The organism is Sorangium sp. So ce1014, from assembly GCF_051521505.1.
Taxonomy (GTDB): domain Bacteria; phylum Myxococcota_A; class Polyangia; order Polyangiales; family Polyangiaceae; genus Sorangium.
Map to the genome: position 1 here is coordinate 3,654,619 of NZ_CP150356.1, position 18,386 is coordinate 3,673,004.

The following is an 18,386-nucleotide window of genomic DNA, read 5'->3' on the forward strand; positions in this document are numbered from 1 at the left end:
CGGAACGGGTATTCTCTCGACTCTTTGCGTGATATTCGGATCCTGGAGATCAGGAGACGGAAAAGCAGGGGTACATGGCATCGAACCACGCGTTGCCGTGCGCTGCCCGGCCTCTCGTCCCCCGCGCGCGACGGTCACGCCGTCGCGCGCGGGGGACGAGAGGCCATGAACGACACAGTGGCTCCCTCTCCACGGCTCGACGCCGGCTCTAGGCCCGACTTCGGCCCTCCCGACAAGCGCTGGAACTCCTTCGAGGAACCGCTCCCATGGCACAGACGTCTCCCGCAACCGTCGCCGTGACCCCCACGAGCAGCGCCAGCAAGGGCGCGCATGAGGTCGTCGACAGCCGCACGCTCTGGAAGGTCATCTTCGCGTCCGCCGGCGGCACAATGATCGAGTGGTACGACTTCTACATCTTCGGGAGTCTCGCCGCGATCATCTCCACGCACTTTTTCCCGAAGGACAACCCGACGGCGGGCTTCCTGCTGACGCTGGGCACGTTCGCCACCGGCTTCGTGGTCCGCCCCTTCGGCGCGCTCGTGTTCGGGCGCATCGGCGATATCGTCGGCCGGAAGTATGCATTCCTCGTGACCTTGCTGCTCATGGGCGGCGCGACGTCGCTCATCGGCTTCTTGCCGACGTACGACAGCATCGGGATGCTCGCTCCGATAGCGCTCGTCCTGATCCGGCTCGTGCAGGGCCTCGCGCTCGGCGGCGAGTACGGCGGCGCGGCGGTGTACGTCGCCGAGCACGCGCCCGACGCGAAGCGCGGCTTCTACACCTCGTTCATCCAGATCACGGCGACCCTCGGCCTGTTCGTCTCGCTGGCGGTGATCCTCGGGACCCGCCTCCTCCTCGGCGAGGCGGACTTCAAGGAATGGGGCTGGCGCGTCCCGTTCCTCCTGTCGGTCCTCCTCGTCGGCGTGTCCTTCTACGTGCGTGTCCGCCTCAAGGAGTCGCCGATCTTCGCCAAGCTCAAGGCGGAGGGGAAGACGTCGTCCGCTCCCATCAAGGACAGCCTCGGCAACAAGCGCAACTGGAAGGTCATCCTGATTGCCCTCTTCGGCGCCACGGCCGGCCAGGGCGTGGTCTGGTACACGGGGCAGTTCTACGCGCTCTACTTCCTGCAGAACACGCTGAAGGTCCCGTTCATCACGGCCACGGTCGTGATCGCCGCCGCGCTCGCCCTCGGCATGCCGTTCTTCGTGTTCTTCGGCGCGCTCTCGGACCGCATCGGCCGGAAGAAGATCATGCTCGCGGGCAACCTGTGCGGCGCGATCGGGTTCTTCCCGGTGTTCTGGGCGATGAAGCAGAACGCGGACAGCCCGGTCATCCTCACCGCGCTCGTGTTCGTGCTCGTGATCTTCGTCACGATGGTCTACGGCCCGATCGCGGCCTACCTCGTCGAGGCCTTCCCCGCGAAGGTGCGCTACACGTCGCTCTCGATCCCGTACCACATCGGCAACGGCGTGTTCGGCGGGATGCTGCCGCTCATCGCCTCCTCGGTGACGGTCGCGACCGGCAACATCTACGCGGGCCTCCTCTACCCGATCACGGTGGCGCTCATCACGGTGGTCGTCGGTGGGATCTACCTGAAGGAGCGGAGCGACGTCCGCATCTGGGACGAGCTCGATAACGCGCGCGAGTCCTGACGCCACGAGGCGACGCCTCGCCGGACGGCGCGCCGCCGCGCGCCGTCGCCCCCGCCTAGCCCCGAGTTGACCGAAGCGGACCGCGCTCCCGCGGGACCGCCATGCCCTTGCCGAGATCCGCGGCATCGCGTCGCAGCGCGCTCGATGCCCATCCGCGCGCCACGCGCGCTCGCGAATCCGGATTCAGCATGTGTCGCGATCCGAGAGTCGCTGGCCGGGAATACAGATTGAACGCGCCGTGTCATGCGCTTCGCGCGCAGCACACTGGCGTGAGCCTCTTGCTGACTTGACTTGCGGCCTTCTCGGCCGCCTTTAGGAGAAAATTCATGCGCTCTACCAGCTTACTGAGCCGCTGCTCGGTCGCGCTCGCTTGTTGCCTTGTCGCCTGCGGCGGCATGTCTTCCGACGACGAAGAGATTGTCTCCCTGGAGAACGAGCTGCTCAGCCCGGACTCGACGATGTCGGCGGAGCTCAAGTTCCAGTCGCAGTGGCAGACGGGGTACTGCGCGGACGTGACCGTGAAGAACGTGGGCGGTCGCGCGATCACCGGCTGGGGCGTGGTGGTCGGGCTCAACGGCTCCACGGTGACCAACAGCTGGAACGCGACGGGCACGCCGTCGGGCGGGCAGCTGAGCGTCACAAACGCGTCCCACAACGGCTCGCTGGCAGCGCAAGGGTCGACGACCTGGGGGTTCTGCGCGAACGGCACCGGAAGGGCCTCGCTCCTCTCGGTCAGCGGCAACGGGACCGGAGGCTCGACTTCGGCGAGCTCCAGCAGCAGCGCTTCGAGCAGCTCCAGCAGCAGCGCTTCGAGCAGCGCCAGCAGCAGCGCTTCGGCAAGCGCTGGTGCCGGCGGCGCCGGGGGCTCCGGCGGTGCCGGAGGTGCCGGCGGCGCGGGAGGCGGAGGCGGCTCTGGCGGGGGCGGCCCCGTGGGTCCTGGCTGGGACTGGGCCGGGATCATCGGCACGGGTCAGAGCCTGTCGGTCGGAGCGCAGGGGCCGGCCAGGGCGACCACCCAGCGCCACCACAACCTCAAGCTCTCGCTGGGCAGCGCGAGCGTGCCTCCGTTCAATCCGAGCAGCAGCGCGCTCTCGATGGTGCCGCTCGTCGAGCCCATTCGCCCGCTCGCCACGGGCTACCCGAGCGCGTATCCGCGCAACATCTACGGCGAGACGCCGCACACGGCCATGGGCGACCAGATCTCGTCGCTTGTGAAGTCGGCGACGGGCGGCGATCACGTCAGCGTGCACACGGTCGTCGGCGAGAGCGGACAGGCCATGTCGGTCATCAGGAAGGGCGCCAGCGACACCGGCTCCACGGGTCGGGCGTACGCGGCGTCGCTGTTCGAGGCCGCCGCGATCGCCCGCCTCGCCGGCGCGTCGGGCAAGACGTACGGCATCGGCGCGATCGTGATCACCCACGGCGAGTCCGACGCCGGCAGCTCGAGCTACAGGAACGACCTCATCAAGCTCTGGTCGGACTACAACGCCGATCTCCGGCCGCTGACCGGGCAGACCCGGTCGATCCCGATGTTCGTGTCGCAGCAGCACGCCTATCCGACCGGCGCGAACCAGCGGTCGGCCGCCACGCTCGCGCAGTGGCAGGTCGGGCTCGACCGCCCGGGCGACATCCTCTGCTCCGGGCCGAAGTATCAGTATCCGTACGCGAGCGACAACATCCACATGACGGCGATCGGCTACGAGCGGCTCGGCGAGAAGCTCGGGCAGATCTACCATGAGAAGGTCGTGCTGGGCGAGGACTGGCAGCCGCTGCAGCCGACCCGGGTCGAGCGCAGCGGTCGGGTGATCACTGTGCACTTCCACGTGCCGGTGCCGCCGCTCGCCTGGGACAGCTCGCTCCCTTCGCCGCACCAGAGCTCGCTCACCGAGTGGGCGCAGGGGCGCGGCTTCGAGGTCCGCACGGCGGGCACCCGGATCCCGATCAGCTCCGTCGCGATCTCGGGCGACACGGTGCGCATCACGGCCGGCAGCGATCTCCCCTCGACGGGCCTCTGGGTCGGCTACGCCATGACCAGCGACGGCACGGCGTTCTCGGGCCGGACGTGGCGCTCGGGCCAGCTGCGCGACTCCGATCCTTTCGTCGGCTCGATGACGGGAACCGCGCAGCCGAACTACGCGGTGGCGTTCGAGATGTCGGTGCCCTGAGGCGCGCCGGCAGGGCGTATCCATCCAGATCTTCGCTGCCGAGCGCGGGCAGTCAGACGTCTGACCCCGGACGGCCAGACGTCGAATGATGGCATCGAGGCGAGCGCCGCGTCGCTGAAGACCGGCGCCGCGGCGCGCGCCCGCGGCAGGACAACGTCCCGCGAGCGAGCGCGCGTCAGGAAAGGGACATCAAGACGATTCGAGGATGTCGAGGGCGAAGCGCCACGCCGGCGTCACGGCGACAGCGTGACGGACTTCGGGTCGAGCGCCATCTCGTAGTAGCCGTGCGGATTCCAGGGAAGCGCGGCGCCGTTCTGCTTGAGCGTGCCGCCGGTGACCGTCACGCGCACGTACTTGCCCGGCGGGAAGTGGTCGGGCAACTGCCACGTCCAGGTCGTGTCGCCGCCGGACTGAGTGCCGGCGTTGGGCTTGATCGCCTTCTGGCCGAGCCAGTAGGCGCCGACGTTGACAATGCTGTCAATCCACACGTCGCCATGAGCCTTTGTGTGCTGGACGTGCTCGATGAGGCCCGCGAGCGGTATGGGGTTATAGGCGCCGTCGCTGCCGCCGTTGAAGCCGTGGATACAGAAGGTGCGCCACTTCTTCTCCGACCGCGCGCTCGTGACCTGCTGGTCCATCGTTGACGCGGAGGCGTTCTGCGGGGGAATGTAGCTGGGAAGCGTGAACGGATCGGTCGAGTCGTTCGGGGCGATCAGCGCGTTGGACACGCCGCGGTTGATGAGGAAGCGCGTCTTGGCGATACCCGTGTACACCGCCGAGCCGTTCGGAGCCGCCATCGTGTACGGCGTGATGCCAAACGTGTCCTTGATGAATTTCGTCGCGGCGTCCGTATCGGCGCCGCCGTTGTCCTGGTCCTGGTGCCGCTGCGTGTGGTTGCCGAGCTCGTGCCCGTCCATCAGCGCCTTTTTCCACACCGGATCGTTCGATTCGTTCTTGCCGGTCTGGAGGTAGAAGGTGAACGGCACGTCGAGCGCGTTCAGCGCGTCGTAGTTCTGGATCTGGCTCGAGTTCGAGTCGTCGAAGCTGTACGATACGGCGCCTGCGAAGCCGGCCCAATCGATGACCTTGAACCCGCCGACCGCGCCGGACGGCTTCGCCACGTTGTCGGGGCCGGGGGGCGTCGGAAGGCCGGAATCGACCGGCGTTCCACCGCCCGCTCCTCCTCCACCCGTTGCGTCGTCGCCGCCGGTACCGGTGCTTGTGCTTGTGCCGGTGTCGGTGCCGGTGCCGGTGCTCGTGCTCGCGCCGCCGGTGCCTCCGGTCGACGCCGAGGTCGTGCCGCCCGGATCGCCGGTTGTGACGCTTCCCGTCGTGCCGCTGCCGCTGCCGCTCGTCGCCGGCTGGCCGCTGCTGCTGCTGCCGCCGGAGCCTCCGTCACCCCCACCCCCACCGTCATCGCCGCAGCCGGTGCAGTGCAGCGCGCCTAACAGCAGCATCGCACCGAGCACGGGTGACGATGATGCAGTAAAATTTCTGAGGTGGCGGAATCGCGATAGGTTCAACATAGTTCGATCGCAAAGATTCCCGCAAAGCGCTCGGATGATCAAGATGCATGCGAATTGACGCGATGCATTGTCGCGGCGAGGCCGAGCGAGCACCGCTCGAGCGCTCTCCCGCTCTCGATCACAGCCGAGGCGATCACAGCCGAGGATCGATGGGCTCGCTCTCCAGCGCGAGCACGCCGAACACGCACTCGTGCACGCGATAGAGCGGCTCGCCCTCCACGAAGCGGTGGAGCGCCTCCAGGCCGAGCGCGTACTCCCGGAGCGCGAGCGCGCGCTTGCCGGCGACGCTGCGGCTCCGCAGCCGCGCGAGGTGCGGCGGCATCAGGTACTCCGGGCCGTAGATGATGCGCAGGTACTCCGGCCCACGGCACTTGATCGCCGGCTGGACGAGCCCGCGCGGGCCGCGGACCACCCACTCCCACGACTTGACCACCATCCCCTCGCCGCCGCGCTCGACCCTCTCGGTCCAGAAGGCCACCCCCTGCGCCTCGCTCTCCGGGTCCGAGAGGTCGACAACGCGGTGCGGGGTCGGCACGAAGAACCCCGGATCGACCTCGCAGAGCCGCCCGAGCTGCCGCAGGTGGAAGCCGTGATCCCGCGAGGCGTGCACCGCGCCCTCGCTCGCGAGCAGGTGAAACGGGGCGAGCCGGAGATCGGCCAGCGACCGCACCGGCCAGCAGTAGCGCCGGTAGGCCGCCACGTACCCGTCCATCGCCGCCTCCCGGGCCGCGTGGCGCTCGAGCAAGGGCCGCGCGCTCTCGTCGCGCGCGGCCGCCATCGAGAGCGCCCGGACCGCGGCGCCGAGCGACGCGCGGCCCGACGCGCCCACGGCGGCGTACTGCCCGCGCAAGAGGTCCTGCGCCTTCGCGGACCAGGGAAGGAGCTCCGCATCGAGGCAGACCCAGTCGGTGCGGAGCTCGGTCCAGAGATCCGCGCGATCCATCGCCGCGCGCACCCGGTCGATGAGCTCCCGGCTCCGCGCCTCGTCCGGGAAGAACGGCCTGCCCGTGCGCGTGACGCACACGCCGAGCGGCCCCTCGTCGACGCGGAACCGCCGCTGCCGCGCGGCCTCGTCGCGGCACACGACGAGCACCGCGCGCGACCCCATGTGCTTCTCCTCGCAGATGACGCGGCCCACGCCGTTCTGCCGGAAGTACGCGAACGCCTCGCGCGGGTGCTCGAGCAGGCCCCCGTCCTTCGCGGTCTCGCTCGGCGACATGGTCGGCGGCAGGTAGATGAGCCACCGCGGATCCACGGCGAAGCGGCTCATCGCCTCGAGCGCCGCCGCGGCGTTCTCCTCGCGGATCGTCACCATGCCGTGCACCCGCGTCCGGATCGCGCGCCGGCCCCTCACGTCGTCGATGTCGAGCACATCGCCGGCCTGCCCGCGCGATCCGGCCCTCGGGTCGCCCCCGCGCGGCGCGAGCGGCTTCTGCGGCTCGTAGTACACGCGGCGCGCCTTGACCTCGACGAGCTCGCGCTCCGGGTAGCGGAGCGCCGTGAGCGCGCCGCCGAACACGCACCCCGTGTCGATGCAGATCGTGCGGTTCTCCCACTCGGCCACGGTCGTTGGCGTGTGGCCGTAGACCACCATCGCCTTGCCGCGGTACTCCGAGGCCCAGTTGTACCGCACCGGGAGGCCGTACTCGTCGGTCTCGCCCGTGGTCTCGCCGTACAGGCAGAACTCGCGCACCGCCCCCGAGCCGCGGCCCTGGAACGCCTCCTTGACCCCCGCGTGCGCGACCGCGAGGTTGCCGTCGTCGAGCACGTAGTGGCTGACGAGCCCGTCGATGAAGTCCGCCGCCTTCGCCTTGAACTCGTCCGTCTCCACCTCGAGCTGCGCGAGCGTCAGCTCGAGGCCGTGGGTCGCCCGCACGTCGCGGCCGCGCAGCTTCTTCAGCAGCTTCACGTCGTGGTTGCCGGGCACGCAGATCGCCGCGCCCGCCTCGACCATCCCCATCGCGAGGCGCAGCACGTCGGGCGAGCGCGGCCCGCGGTCCACGAGGTCGCCGAGGAAGAGCGCGCGCCGGCCCTCGGGGTGCGACGCGCGCGGCGCGTCCGGCAGCCCCTCCAGGCGGTAGCCGAGCGCCTCGAGCAGCTCGACGAGCTCGTCGAAGCAGCCGTGGACGTCGCCGATGATGTCGAACGGCCCGTGATCGTCGCGGCGATCGGTCCACAGGCGTTGCCGCTCGATCGTGGCCGCCGCGACCTCCTCGGGCGAGGAGAGCACGTGCACGTAGCGGAAGCCCTCGCGCCGGAGATCCCGGAGCGAGCGGCGGAGATCGCGGCTCTGGCCCCGCACCACGTGCGGGCCGAACTGCCGGTCCGGGCGGCCGGCGTTGCGCGCGCGGCAGAGCTTCTCGGGCAGGTCGAGCACGATGGCGACCGGCAGCACGTGGTGCTCGCGCGCGAGCGCCACGAGCGGCCTGCGCGCGTCGGGCTGCACGTTTGTCGCGTCGACGACGGCGAGCCGCCCGGCCGCGAGCCGCTTGCCCGCGATGAAGCGCAGGACCTCGAACGCGTCCGCGCTGGCGGCCTGATCGTTCTCGTCGTCGGACACGACGCCGCGGTAGTGGTCGGACGAGAGGATCTCGGTCGGCTTGAAGTGCGCCCTCGCGAACGTGCTCTTGCCGGAGCCGGACGCGCCCACGAGCACGACAAGCGAGAGCGAGGGGACGACGAGGGGCTTCGGCTCGCTCACGACGCCACCTCCGCCGCCGGCGCGGCGGCGCCGGCGTCGCCCTGACCGTCCGCGCCGCCGGCGTCGCCCTCGCCGTTCGCGCCGTTCGCGCCGCCCTCGCCGTCCGCGCGCGTGAAGGTCGCCATCTGCGTCGGCGCGCCGAGCGACGGATCCATCGGGCCGATGGGCAGGTGCTCGACGGCGTAGCCGTGCGCCGCCGCGACCTCCGCGCAGAAGGCGTGGAACTCGGCGCGCGTCCACTCGAAGCGGTGGTCGCCGTGGCGGAGCGCGCCGGGCGGCAGCCCCTCGAACCGCACGTTGTACTCGGCGTTCGGCGTGGTCACGACGACGACGCGCGGCCGAGCGTGCTCGAAGACGGCGCGGGTGAGCGCGTCGAGGCGCGAGAGGTCCACGTGCTCGATGACCTCGACGAGGGTCACGGCGTCGTGGCCCGAGAAGCGCGCGTCGCGGTACGTGACCGACGCCTGGAAGAGCTGGATCCGCCGCTTCTGCTTGTCGGGGAGGTCGTCGAGGCGGAGCCGGTTCCTGGCGATCTCGAGGCTGCGCATCGAGACGTCGGCGCCGGCGACGCGCTCGAAGACGCGCTCGTCGACGAGGCGCTTCAGCAGCTTGCCCTCGCCGCAGCCGAGGTCGAGCACGCTCCTCGCCTCGGCCCGGCGGAGCGCCGCGACGACGGCCGCGCGCCGCTCCTCGTCGAGGCTCATCCGCGCCTCGGCCCTGTCCTCGGGCGCGGCCTTCTCGTCCTCGGCCTCCTCGGGGCTCGCCGCCTCGTCGGCCACGAGCCGGGCGAGCGCCGCGCGGAAGAGCGGCCGGCTGTGCTTGAGGTAGCGGAGCGCGATCGCCTCGCGCTCGGGGTGCTCCGCGAGCCAGCCCTCGCCCTTGGCGAGGAGGTTGTCGACCTCGGCGTCGCCCACGTAGTAGTGCTTCTTGTCGTCGAGCACGGGCACGAGCACGTAGAGGTGCGCGAGCAGCTCCTGGAGCCGGCACGTCCTCGCGAGCGAGACGCGCAGGTAGGCGCTCTGGCCCCACTCCGGGAACGTCTCGTCGAGCGGGAGGCGCTCGGCCGCGACCTCGTAGCCGAGCGGCTCGAAGAGCCGCCGGAGCAGCGCCTCGCCGCCGCGGCACGGCAGGGCCGAGAGGGTGGCGGAGAGGGGGAGCGGCACGTCGGCGAGCTCCGGGCGGTCGCGGCACTTGCCGCCGAGCGCCGAGCCGAAGACCTGCGCTATCGCCACCGAGAGGAACGACGAGGCGACATAGGGCCGGTCGTTGACGTACTGCGCGAGCGTGCCCGGCTCGCCCGCGCCGCGCCCGCGCACGAGGTCCACGGGGTCGACGTCGAGCAGGAGCGCCGCGGTGCACCGGTCCTCGGTCGCCTCCGGATAGAACACGTGCGCCTTGCCGAACGAGAGCGCGAACGACTGCGTGTGCGCCGGGTTCTTGACGAGGAGGTAGCCGAGATCGGTCGCCGGCCGGTGCGTGGTGGTGAGCGTGAGGAGCATCGGGGGCCGCAGTCTACGTGCGCGGGGCAACTCGCGACAATCGCGGTCGCGCGGCGCTCGCCGCGCAGCGTGCGCCGCGCCCGGCGCGGCAGACAGAGGATCTCTCCAGCTGGGTTGGTTGAAGTCGAGCGCTCGAGGGGGAGACGGTGGTGACGTGGGCGCTCGTGGGGCGCGATGTGGGGGATCGGCGCCTGTGCAGGTGCTTTTGCCAGAGGTGAAATGTTCGCTGGAACAGCCGTTTTCTTCGGTCTGAAGAGATCATTCCAGAGTGCTTGTCTGTCAAAATGATTTTTCTGTGTGTTCGAGCGATGGCGAGCTCATGAGTTTGCATTCATGAAGGTGCTGCCGGTCGCGCTCTGTCGGCGCGCCCATGACGTGGAGATACAGGATGCGATCTTTGGCTTATCGATCTGCTGTTGCGCTATCTTTCTTTGGCCTCTTCGCCGCCGCGTGCACCGCCGAGGTGCCGGGCGAGGAGGAGGTCGCGGGGGACCTCACCAGCGCCGTGGTGACGACCGACGGGCTCGGGGTCGCGGCGCTGACGAGGTCGTCCGACTGGGGCAGCGGCTACTGCGTGAACGTGAACGTCGTGAACGAGGGGATCACGCCGGTGACGTCGTGGACCGTCGTGATCGATCTCAAGCAGTCCGTCGTGTCCAGCCTGTGGGGGGCCCAGTCCAGCCGAAACGGCTCGATCCTGACGGTGACCCCGTCTTCCGGTAACGCGCCGATCCCGGTGGGAGGCTTGACCAGCTTCGGGTTCTGCGCGAACGCGACCGGGGGCGATTACCAACCGGTGATGGTGTCCATGACCCAGACCGGCGCGACCGGCTCGGGTCAGACGACGGGCTCGGGGGCCACGACCGGCTCGGGGGCCACGACCGGCGGCTCGGGCGCGGGCGGGGCAGGGGGGAGCGGTGGGGGCGCGACGAGCGGCGCCGGCGGCTCGGCCGGCGGCAGCTCCGACGGCGGCGGGACCTGCTCGATCCCGCTCCCGAGCTACGAGGACGGCGACGGATCGGCGACGTGGTACACGCTCAGCCAGGGCTCGGGCGCGGTGAACTGCAGCTTCCCGGTCCTCGGGCGCAGCCCGGACAGGATTGCGCACGTGGCGACCGGCGGAGGCCGGTATTTCGCGGCCATGAACACGGCCGACTACGACACCGCGGCCGCGTGCGGAGCGTGCGTGGAGGTGAGCCGCGACGACGGGCGGAAGGTCGTGGCGACGGTCGTCGATCAGTGTCCCATCGGCAGCAACCCGAAGTGCACGGCCGGGCACATCGATCTGAGCAAGGAGGCCTTTCAGCAGATCGGGTCGACCGAGGAGGGCTATCTCGGGACCGGCAACGGCGGGGCGAGGGGCAAGATCTCCTGGAAGTACGTCGCGTGCCCGGTCGAGGGGAACCTCTCCATCTCGCTCAAGGAGCAGAACAGCTGGTGGAACGAGTTCCGCGTGCAGGGCCATCGCAACCCGATCGAGCGGGTCGAGGTCCAGCTCGGCGGGACGTGGAGGGAGGCCACGCGGCAGTCCTACAACTACTGGCGTGTCGGCAACGGCAACATGACGCCGGGGCCGTGGCGCGTGCGCGTGACCGACGTCCTCGGCGAGACGATCGAGACCACGGTCCAGGTCAGCACGGCCGAGCAGACCGCGTCGTCTCAGTTCTCCACGTGCGAGTGAGCCGGCCGCTCTCCGGTCCACTCGAGCCCTCGCCACCGCTGCTCCGGCCCCACCCCCGAGGGGCTGTCACGGACGTGCGCGCCTGCGCGAATCCCAGATTGCCGTCTTGGCCGGATCGGTGCCAGTCGTGGCGTGCACGTCGAGGGCGACGCGTGGCGTGCTGAGCCGGTAGACTGCGGCAGACGGGCACGCGAGCTCGTGGACTCGGAGGATTTATGAGCACAAGCTCTCAGCTTTCGGGCGAGAAGATCCGCGTCGACGTTGGGGGAATGCCGATCGAATGGGATGTCGACAACGGCCAGTGCACCTGGGCCGGCGTCCCGTCGGTGTCCATGTTCGTGCCGAGCAGCGTGCTCGGGCTGATGTCCGGCTTCCAGCGGATGGCGGGGACCGAGCGCTTCAACCTCGCCGTGGAGAGCGGGGGGCGGCGCAGCATCGAGGACGACTGGACGTTCCTCTCCGGCTACCCGACGTTCGAGGAGGGCTTCAGGGCGCTTGGCATCGGCGCGGCCACCGCGGGCTGGGGCCGGTGGCAGGCGGTCTCGGTGGACCGGGAGCGGAAGGAGGCGCGCTTTCGCGTCGTGAACGGGTGGGAGGCGCTCTACCAGAAGGAGCTGGATGTCTGCTGGGGGAGCAGCATGATGGCGGGCAAGCTCGCTGGATTCTGCACCAGGCTGTTCGGGCAGGAGTGCGAGGTCGAGCAAACGTCGTTCGCCGCGCGGGGCGATCTCCACGACGAGTTCACGGTGCGCTGCGCGACGATCACCCTGGAGGAGCGGCTGCAGCGCCTGCTCGACGAGGAGCTGGCGACGAAGGCGGACCTGGCCATCGCGCTGCACGAGCTGAAACGCGAGGTCGAGGAGCGGGTCCGCATCGCCGAGGAGCTCCAGCAGACCGAGCAGGAGCTCCGCGAGAAGCTGTCGTTGATCGAGCGGCAGCAGCACGAGCTGCGCGCGCTCGCCACCCCGATCCTCCAGGTGTGGGACGGCGTGCTGACGCTCCCCTTGATCGGCACGCTCGACGGCGTGAGGGCCGGGGTGATCACGGAGGAGCTGCTCGACGCGATCGTCCGGACCGGCGCCCGCTATGCGATCCTCGACATGACCGGCGTCGACGGCATCGATGAGGCGACCGCCGACCATGTGATCCGGATCGTGCGCGCGGTCGGGCTGCTCGGCGCGAAGGGGGTCATCACCGGCGTGCGCCCCGCGGTGGCGGCGCTGATCACGTCGCTCGGCCTCGACATGTCCGCCGTCGCCACGCAGCGGAACCTCCGCGAGGGGCTGCGGATGTGCATCCGGTCGCTGGGCGGCGCGACGGCCGGGGGGGGCGGAGGCAGGTAAGCCGGGGGCGGTGGAACCGCGTCGCGAGCACCGAGAACAGGTGGTGCCCTAATTAGGCTTCCTCTGCCCTAGTTTGACTCCGTGTCGCGCATGAGCGGTTAGGCTCTGCCGGAATAGGTGCAGCCCGCGTCGGCGCCAACCGACCGGGCTGTGTGGTCCGACATCCGCTTACACGGAGCCGAACAAGTGCAGTTATACCTGATCCCCCATGACGGCGGGCAAGGCGGACGTGCGTTCGCACGTCGCCGCGCACATCTCTCCCTTACACCCACACAGAGCAAGCGCCTCCGGGCGACCCTGCGGAACCTGCGCGCCGCGTACGGCACCTGGGACTGCTTGGCCGACGTCATGTGCGTCTCGCGGAGCACCCTCCGCAACATCGTGAAGGGCCATGACGGCGGCTCGCTCGCGATGGCCATGCGCGCCGCCAAGGCGGCCGGCGTCCCCGTCGAGCAATGCTCGGCGGGCTTGCCGCAGCCGATAGGTGCAGCGTCTGCCGGAGGTCTGGATGACGCGGCGGCGGAAGGGGGCTCGCCGCCCGCCTGCCGCACGACATCCCAGGAAGCGACCGAGCATCGAGGCGATCCTCGCGGAGCGCTCGGTCATCCTCGCCGTGCTCATCGCCAGCGGCGTGCCGTCGCGCGATCGAGCCGACGTCGAGCAGCAGGTGCTCATGGGCGCGTGGCGCTCCGTGAAGGGTGGAAGGTACCGACCCGACCCCGCACAGGACCCCAGGAAGGCGTTGCGCGCGTGGTTGTATGGCATCAGCTGGCGCAAGACGGGCACTACCTCGGCAGTGCGTGGGTGCGGCGTGCGGTGCTTCATGCGCAGCCTCTCGGCAGGCTCAGCGAGCCCGTCGGACCGAGCCTCGAAGCGCAGCTCCAGGCGCGCGAGGTGCTGGAGGCGCTGGCGAGCCTGCCGCCGTGGCAGGCCGAGGCGCTGCTCTCCGTGGACAACCCGGAGTCGCTCGTCGCGTACGCCAAGCGGCGCGGCATGAGCCCGGGCACGGCGGCAAGCCGCTTGCGCATCGCCCGGGAAGTCCTGGCGCTCAAGATCCGGAGGTGGCGCCGATGAGCAGCCCCGACTTCAAGAAGCGCGTCCTGGCCGACGAGGACCTGTCCCTCATCGCCAGCGAGGTTCCTGCGCTGGCCGACTTCCCAGGCGTGAGCCCCTGGAACCGCAGCCGCATCTGGGCTGCCGTGCTCGATGCCCTCATCGAGGCCAAGACGAAGAGCGGGCGCGACGCGGCCCAGCAGGCACTCGGCGCCATCCAAGCGCTCGACGCGATCGATCGGCTCTTCGTTCGGCACGACAAGTTGCCCGTCTCTCCCCGCCATCATCGCGCCCTCCTCTCCCCCAACCAGCAACAGCCACACCCTGAACGCCTGTCGCTGTACGGGCGGCGAGTTACCAGAGTGTGCCGATTTCCGGTACCAGACGAGCATGCCCACACATGCGCAACTGGAGCGTAGGGTTATTGACATCGCCGATCGCGTCAAACGCCGAGTTCCCATCGAAGACTCTCTGGTGGAGCTTAAGCGCGAGTGGCCAGAGCACACGGACAAGAAACGATACGAATTCTCGCGCCAGATCGCCGGTCATGCCAACTCCGCTGGCGGCAGTCCCATACTGTGGATAATCGGGATACATGACAAGAGTGCCACAGTACCAGGCGCAACAGACGACGAGTTGTCGACATGGCTCGCTATCTTTAAGTCGCACTTCGATGGCCTGGCCCCTGACTTGCTCATAAATCTAGTCGTTCCAGTCGGCGACGTGTCGGTTGTTGCGCTCCGTTTTGACACGTCGCGAGCGCCATACGTACTAAAATACCCTCGCCTAAGCGAGCCTACCAGGGAGGTGCCATGGCGGGAGGGAAACGCTGCTAGAACTGCAACGCGGGAGGACCTCATGAGGGTGCTGGCTCCCGTCGAGGCCGTGCCAGATATTGAGCCGCGCGAATGCATTGTTAGCGAGGGAGGCCGCCATGACGCACTTCAGCTCTCGCTACGCTTCGAGATGTACGTGCATTCGGCGACGGGCGAGAAGGTGACATTCCCTCTGTATAAGTGCAAGGCCGCAATTGGTAACACTCGCGCCGACGGCAAGATTAGATGGGTCCCAATGAGCGTCGCGCGAATCACTGCGTCGCCGCATCACACGACCAAGCCTGGATATGGTCACATAGAATCAAAGACCGTGATCGAGAGCGCGTCGGAGACGATTGTTTCTGGCGCTGGCATGGTGACCATGTATGCGCGGATAGATGCGAAGCTCGGCAAGCTTCGTAAGACCGTCGAAGCCGATGTGTCGCTGTGGGTACTTGGCGCTGGGAGAGCGGTACGGCTGAGGGAAACTTTGAGTCGCGACACTCACCCACGAACCGGCGAGGTTCAGTGGGTTATGAAGCGTCGAGCCGACGCCTCACTCGAGTGAGGCCGCATCGCGATCCCAGCCTTCGTCGGTCGAAAGATTTAGCGGCTCCCGTCGCTCTTCTCGTGCGCAATTCTGGCGACAAACTTGAACGCCATCACACTAGCCTCTAACAGCTTGACAGCCTGCTCGTTGCCCTCTGGCGTCTTCTCCTTCAGGCAACGCCCGGCCGCCTTGGCGAACGCGCGTGACGCGCCGAGCAATGCGTCGTGTGCGGATTCTGTAGTTCTCATGCCGTGCCTCCTCTCAAGTGTCGGCTCCAACAACGACGTGCTGTTGGATCCGCCGGAGGAGCACGAGCCTGCTCGGCTATGACACCTGCTGTCCTAGCGCCCCCTCTTTTGCGCTCTCCGCAGCGACGAAGCTCTACCTCGCGCGACATCTCGTAGTAAAACACGCCGCCGATCCACAAACAAGCGGGAATTGCTCGGGATCTCCGAACAGGTTCAGTTGCTCCATCCGCCTTGGTTTCGGCGCGGGCGGCGGCTCTGACGGCGGCGGCTCCGGCTTGCCCTCCGCGGGCGCCGTAGGGACCACAGGCGCAGCCGGCGCACTCCCGACGAGCCGCAGGAACCCGCGCGCGTTCGGCAGGGCCCTCGCCGGCGCCGTGGGCGCTCCGGCGGGCGGTTCCGGGAGCTTGAGCGTAAGCGCCCAGCCATCGCCATGGGCGCGGCCCCTTGCGGCTCTCACCGGGGTCGACGATGCTGGGCGCGGGGCGGCGCCTACCGATGGTCCGGGCAGACGCGGGCGGACACGAGAGGGCCGGCGAGAAGCTTTCCCCCCGGACCCCCGGCGGCGAGGATTGAGGTCCGCGTCGTTCAGGACGCGTCGGCGTCGCCGGCGGCCGGAGCCGCGAGCGACGCTCGCGCCCACGCGTCGGGCAGCAGCTCGTCCAGCCGTTCGCGCGGCCAGCCCGCCTGCAGCTTGCCGATCACCTCCGTCGCCCAGGCGAGCGGGTTGACTCCGTGCATCCGGCACGAGCCAAATACGGTGTAGCCGACGGCGAGGCGTTCAGCTCCCTTGTCCGAGCCCGCGAACAAGTAGTTTTTCCTTCCGAGCGCCACACATCTTATTCGCCGTTCGACTTCACCGTTGTCGATCTCGAAGCGCCCATCCGTGAAGCAGCGCCGCCACGCTGCCTCCTGGTTGATGGCGTACAGCGTCGCGACGTATAGCGGCGTACTTGGCACGAGCCGCAGGTGCAGATCGTGAATCCACTTATAGAGCTCCTCGAGCACGGGGAGCGACAGCGCCTGCCGGCGCGTCAGGCGTGCCTCCGCGGACAGCGCCTCAGCTTTGCAGGCAGCTTCGATGCGGTAGATGGCCTTGAAGTACGCAAGCGCCACAGCGGCTCGCTCGTCGCCGCCCTTCGCCGCCTTCTCGAACTTCGCGCGGATGTGCATTCCACAGCCGAGCCGGCGCTCCTCGGGCACGATCACCTCGCCACCGTCGTCTCCGCGCAACATCGCGCCGTACCCTGCATAACCATCGCCCTGCAGGTAGCCGGTGAAGCCCTGCAGCTGGGCAGCCGGATGCTTCGCCCTCCAGTCCGGTGCGTACAGGAAGGCGACGAGCCCAGCCCCGACAAAGGCCCAGATGTGCCCTCGCTTCACCCCCGCTGGATGATCCTGATCCAGCACGCGCATCCCGGTGTCATCGGCGCGCAGGTAGCATGCGCCCAGCACGCGCTCCTGGATCCTCTTGGCCACCGAGGCGAGCACATCGAGTGCGAACGCCGACCACTCACCCAGCGTCGACGGCGACAGCGACACGCCGAAGCGGGCATACTGCTGCGCTTGCCGATACAGCGGCATCGCGTCCTCGAACTTCTCGACGATGATGCTCGCGAGCAGCCCCGGCCCCGGGCGACCCCGATCCATCACCTTCTCGCTGTCCGCCGTCGTCACCCCCTGCTCGGGACAGCGCGGACAGGCGAGCTTCTCCCTCTGCTCCTCGATGACCCGGAACTGTGCAGGGACGAACTCGAGAACTTCGCTCGTACGGTGACCGATGCACTTTTTGTCCGCGCCGCACTGCGGGCACTTCCGCTCGGCTTCGGCGACGGGCACAACGCGCGTCTCGCGCGGCAGGTGTGCGGGAAGCGGCGCGCGCCCACGCCGTCCTCGCGGCGGCTTCGGCGGCTCAGGAGGTTGCGGCACCAGCCCCTGCCCCGGCTGCTCAGGAGCCTCCGCGCTAGGGTCTGACGAGGGCGCGCAGTCACCGCCCCCCTGCGGCGTCTGGGCGCCGAGCTCGGCGAACAGCAGCATCAGCTGCTCGGTAGAGACCTTCTGGCTCTTGCGGCCGTACAGCTCACGCAGCGCGCTCGCGAGCCTCGCCGACAGCGCGGTGTTCTTGTCGCGCAGCTGGAGCAGAAGCCCGAGTACCAGCTCGATGAGCGCCGCGACCTGCCCGTCGGCCGCGAGCTGCTCGAGCTTGCGTCGCACATCGGCCAGATCGGCGGGGAGCTGTGCTTGGGACGGAGGGGGACTGCTCACGTGGCGCGTTGGATATCTATCCCGCGCGCATCCATCAAGCGTTGCTTCGACGCGTCGAAATTTCTCACGCCGGGCCTCCAGCGCTTGCGCCGTACGGCCTGCGACAGGTCGATGCCTTCGAGCATCAGCGACAGCTCGGCCGCCTCGACCTCGATGTGGGTCGCTCCCTTGGGCAGGTCGCGGGCAAGGTGGAATCGGCCGCGGGCGAGTTTCTTCGCCACAATCACGTAGCCAGTGCGGTCCCAGAATAAGACTCGCACCTGGTCGCCTCGCCGATTCCTGAACACGAACAGATGGCCGCAGAGCGGATCGGCTCCGAAGCACTGAGCGACCAGTACCGACAGGCCATCAAAGCTCTTGCGCAGGTCGGTAGGCTCGGCCGCGACGTACACGCGCACCGACGGCGGCAGCGTCAGCACGGCACCTCCTCGGCAGCGAGCGCCAGCACGCGCTCGAGCGTGGCCGGGTCGAAGCCCGGCCGAACGCGGACCACCCGCCCGTTGGGCAGCGCGATCTCGATCGGCTCCGACGCGACCGGCGATGCGTCGGTCACCACGTGTACCGGCAGGAAGCGCGGCGTTTCCGCCAGCGACGACGGCGCCGGCTGCGCGGGCCCATCAGCCCGCAGCTTCCAGCGCCACCAGTACAGCTGCTTGGGCTTGTAGCCCTCGCGGCGCGCGAACTTCTCGGCACTCAGCCCGCTCCGCTCCCATCGACCCACCCGCTCGGCCCACTCCATTCTCGTCGCCATCGCTTCCTCCTTCGTCGCGATGGGAACAGGTAACCGACGCCACGCGGACGGTCACGATGCCCTTGGCCGGGCGCTTACGCTTGAGCGCCTTCGGCTTCGGGGGCTCCGTGGGCGCTTCGGAGAGCGCCGCCGTGACGAGG

Annotated in this window: 14 protein-coding genes; 7 read left to right on the forward strand and 7 right to left on the reverse strand. The window is 69.1% G+C overall.

Features of this window, described 5'->3' with window-relative positions:
• Window positions 1-266: 266 nt before the first annotated feature.
• Together WME75_RS13995 and WME75_RS14000 are read left to right on the forward strand one after the other, a co-directional pair.
• Window positions 267-1,652, forward strand: coding sequence for an MFS transporter (locus WME75_RS13995; protein WP_437490582.1), 1,386 nt, complete (start codon window positions 267-269; stop codon window positions 1,650-1,652).
• 326 nt (window positions 1,653-1,978) lie between these two features.
• Window positions 1,979-3,817 (forward strand): cellulose binding domain-containing protein, encoded by a 1,839-nt coding sequence (locus WME75_RS14000; RefSeq protein WP_437490585.1) that lies wholly within the window; start codon window positions 1,979-1,981, stop codon window positions 3,815-3,817.
• 233 nt (window positions 3,818-4,050) lie between these two features.
• Here the strand turns inward: WME75_RS14000 and WME75_RS14005 are convergent, their stop codons facing one another.
• The 3 genes from WME75_RS14005 to WME75_RS14015 form a co-directional block, all read right to left on the reverse strand.
• On the reverse strand, window positions 4,051-5,286 hold the full coding sequence (locus tag WME75_RS14005; protein ID WP_437490588.1) for a polysaccharide deacetylase family protein: 1,236 nt from the start codon (window positions 5,284-5,286) through the stop codon (window positions 4,051-4,053).
• 190 nt (window positions 5,287-5,476) lie between these two features.
• Window positions 5,477-8,044, reverse strand: a complete 2,568-nt coding sequence (locus WME75_RS14010; protein WP_437490591.1) for a polynucleotide kinase-phosphatase — start codon at window positions 8,042-8,044, stop codon at window positions 5,477-5,479.
• Window positions 8,041-9,543, reverse strand: coding sequence for a 3' terminal RNA ribose 2'-O-methyltransferase Hen1 (locus WME75_RS14015; protein WP_437490593.1), 1,503 nt, complete (start codon window positions 9,541-9,543; stop codon window positions 8,041-8,043). The genes WME75_RS14010 and WME75_RS14015 overlap by 4 nt, the downstream gene beginning before the upstream one ends.
• 397 nt (window positions 9,544-9,940) lie before the next feature.
• Between WME75_RS14015 and WME75_RS14020 the strand changes: the two genes are divergently transcribed.
• From WME75_RS14020 to WME75_RS14040, 5 genes are all read left to right on the forward strand, one after another.
• Complete coding sequence (locus WME75_RS14020; protein WP_437490596.1) at window positions 9,941-11,224, forward strand: expansin EXLX1 family cellulose-binding protein; 1,284 nt, start codon at window positions 9,941-9,943, stop codon at window positions 11,222-11,224.
• A gap of 215 nt (window positions 11,225-11,439) precedes the next feature.
• On the forward strand, window positions 11,440-12,567 hold the full coding sequence (locus tag WME75_RS14025) for an STAS domain-containing protein (RefSeq protein ID WP_437490599.1): 1,128 nt from the start codon (window positions 11,440-11,442) through the stop codon (window positions 12,565-12,567).
• Between the two features lie 750 nt (window positions 12,568-13,317).
• Window positions 13,318-13,641: a hypothetical protein gene (locus tag WME75_RS14030; protein WP_437490601.1), complete on the forward strand. Its 324-nt coding sequence runs from the start codon at window positions 13,318-13,320 to the stop codon at window positions 13,639-13,641.
• Window positions 13,638-14,039: a hypothetical protein gene (locus tag WME75_RS14035; RefSeq protein WP_437490603.1), complete on the forward strand. Its 402-nt coding sequence runs from the start codon at window positions 13,638-13,640 to the stop codon at window positions 14,037-14,039. Before WME75_RS14030 ends, WME75_RS14035 begins: the two co-directional genes overlap by 4 nt.
• Window positions 14,011-15,003 (forward strand): hypothetical protein, encoded by a 993-nt coding sequence (locus tag WME75_RS14040; RefSeq protein ID WP_437490606.1) that lies wholly within the window; start codon window positions 14,011-14,013, stop codon window positions 15,001-15,003. Before WME75_RS14035 ends, WME75_RS14040 begins: the two co-directional genes overlap by 29 nt.
• Window positions 15,004-15,041: 38 nt before the next feature.
• Here WME75_RS14040 and WME75_RS14045 read toward each other — a convergent pair whose 3' ends face one another.
• From WME75_RS14045 to tnpA, 4 genes are all read right to left on the reverse strand, one after another.
• Window positions 15,042-15,233, reverse strand: coding sequence for a hypothetical protein (locus WME75_RS14045; RefSeq protein WP_437490608.1), 192 nt, complete (start codon window positions 15,231-15,233; stop codon window positions 15,042-15,044).
• 585 nt (window positions 15,234-15,818) lie between these two features.
• A complete protein-coding gene (gene tnpC / locus WME75_RS14050) occupies window positions 15,819-17,495 on the reverse strand; it encodes an IS66 family transposase (RefSeq protein ID WP_437488108.1) in 1,677 nt (558 codons plus the stop codon).
• Window positions 17,492-17,914 carry an IS66 family insertion sequence element accessory protein TnpB gene (gene tnpB, locus WME75_RS14055; protein WP_437476351.1) on the reverse strand — a complete coding sequence of 141 codons (423 nt, stop codon included), beginning with the start codon at window positions 17,912-17,914 and terminating at the stop codon, window positions 17,492-17,494. Before tnpB ends, tnpC begins: the two co-directional genes overlap by 4 nt.
• Complete coding sequence (tnpA, locus tag WME75_RS14060; protein ID WP_437476348.1) at window positions 17,908-18,246, reverse strand: IS66 family insertion sequence element accessory protein TnpA; 339 nt, start codon at window positions 18,244-18,246, stop codon at window positions 17,908-17,910. Before tnpA ends, tnpB begins: the two co-directional genes overlap by 7 nt.
• Window positions 18,247-18,386: the final 140 nt, after the last annotated feature.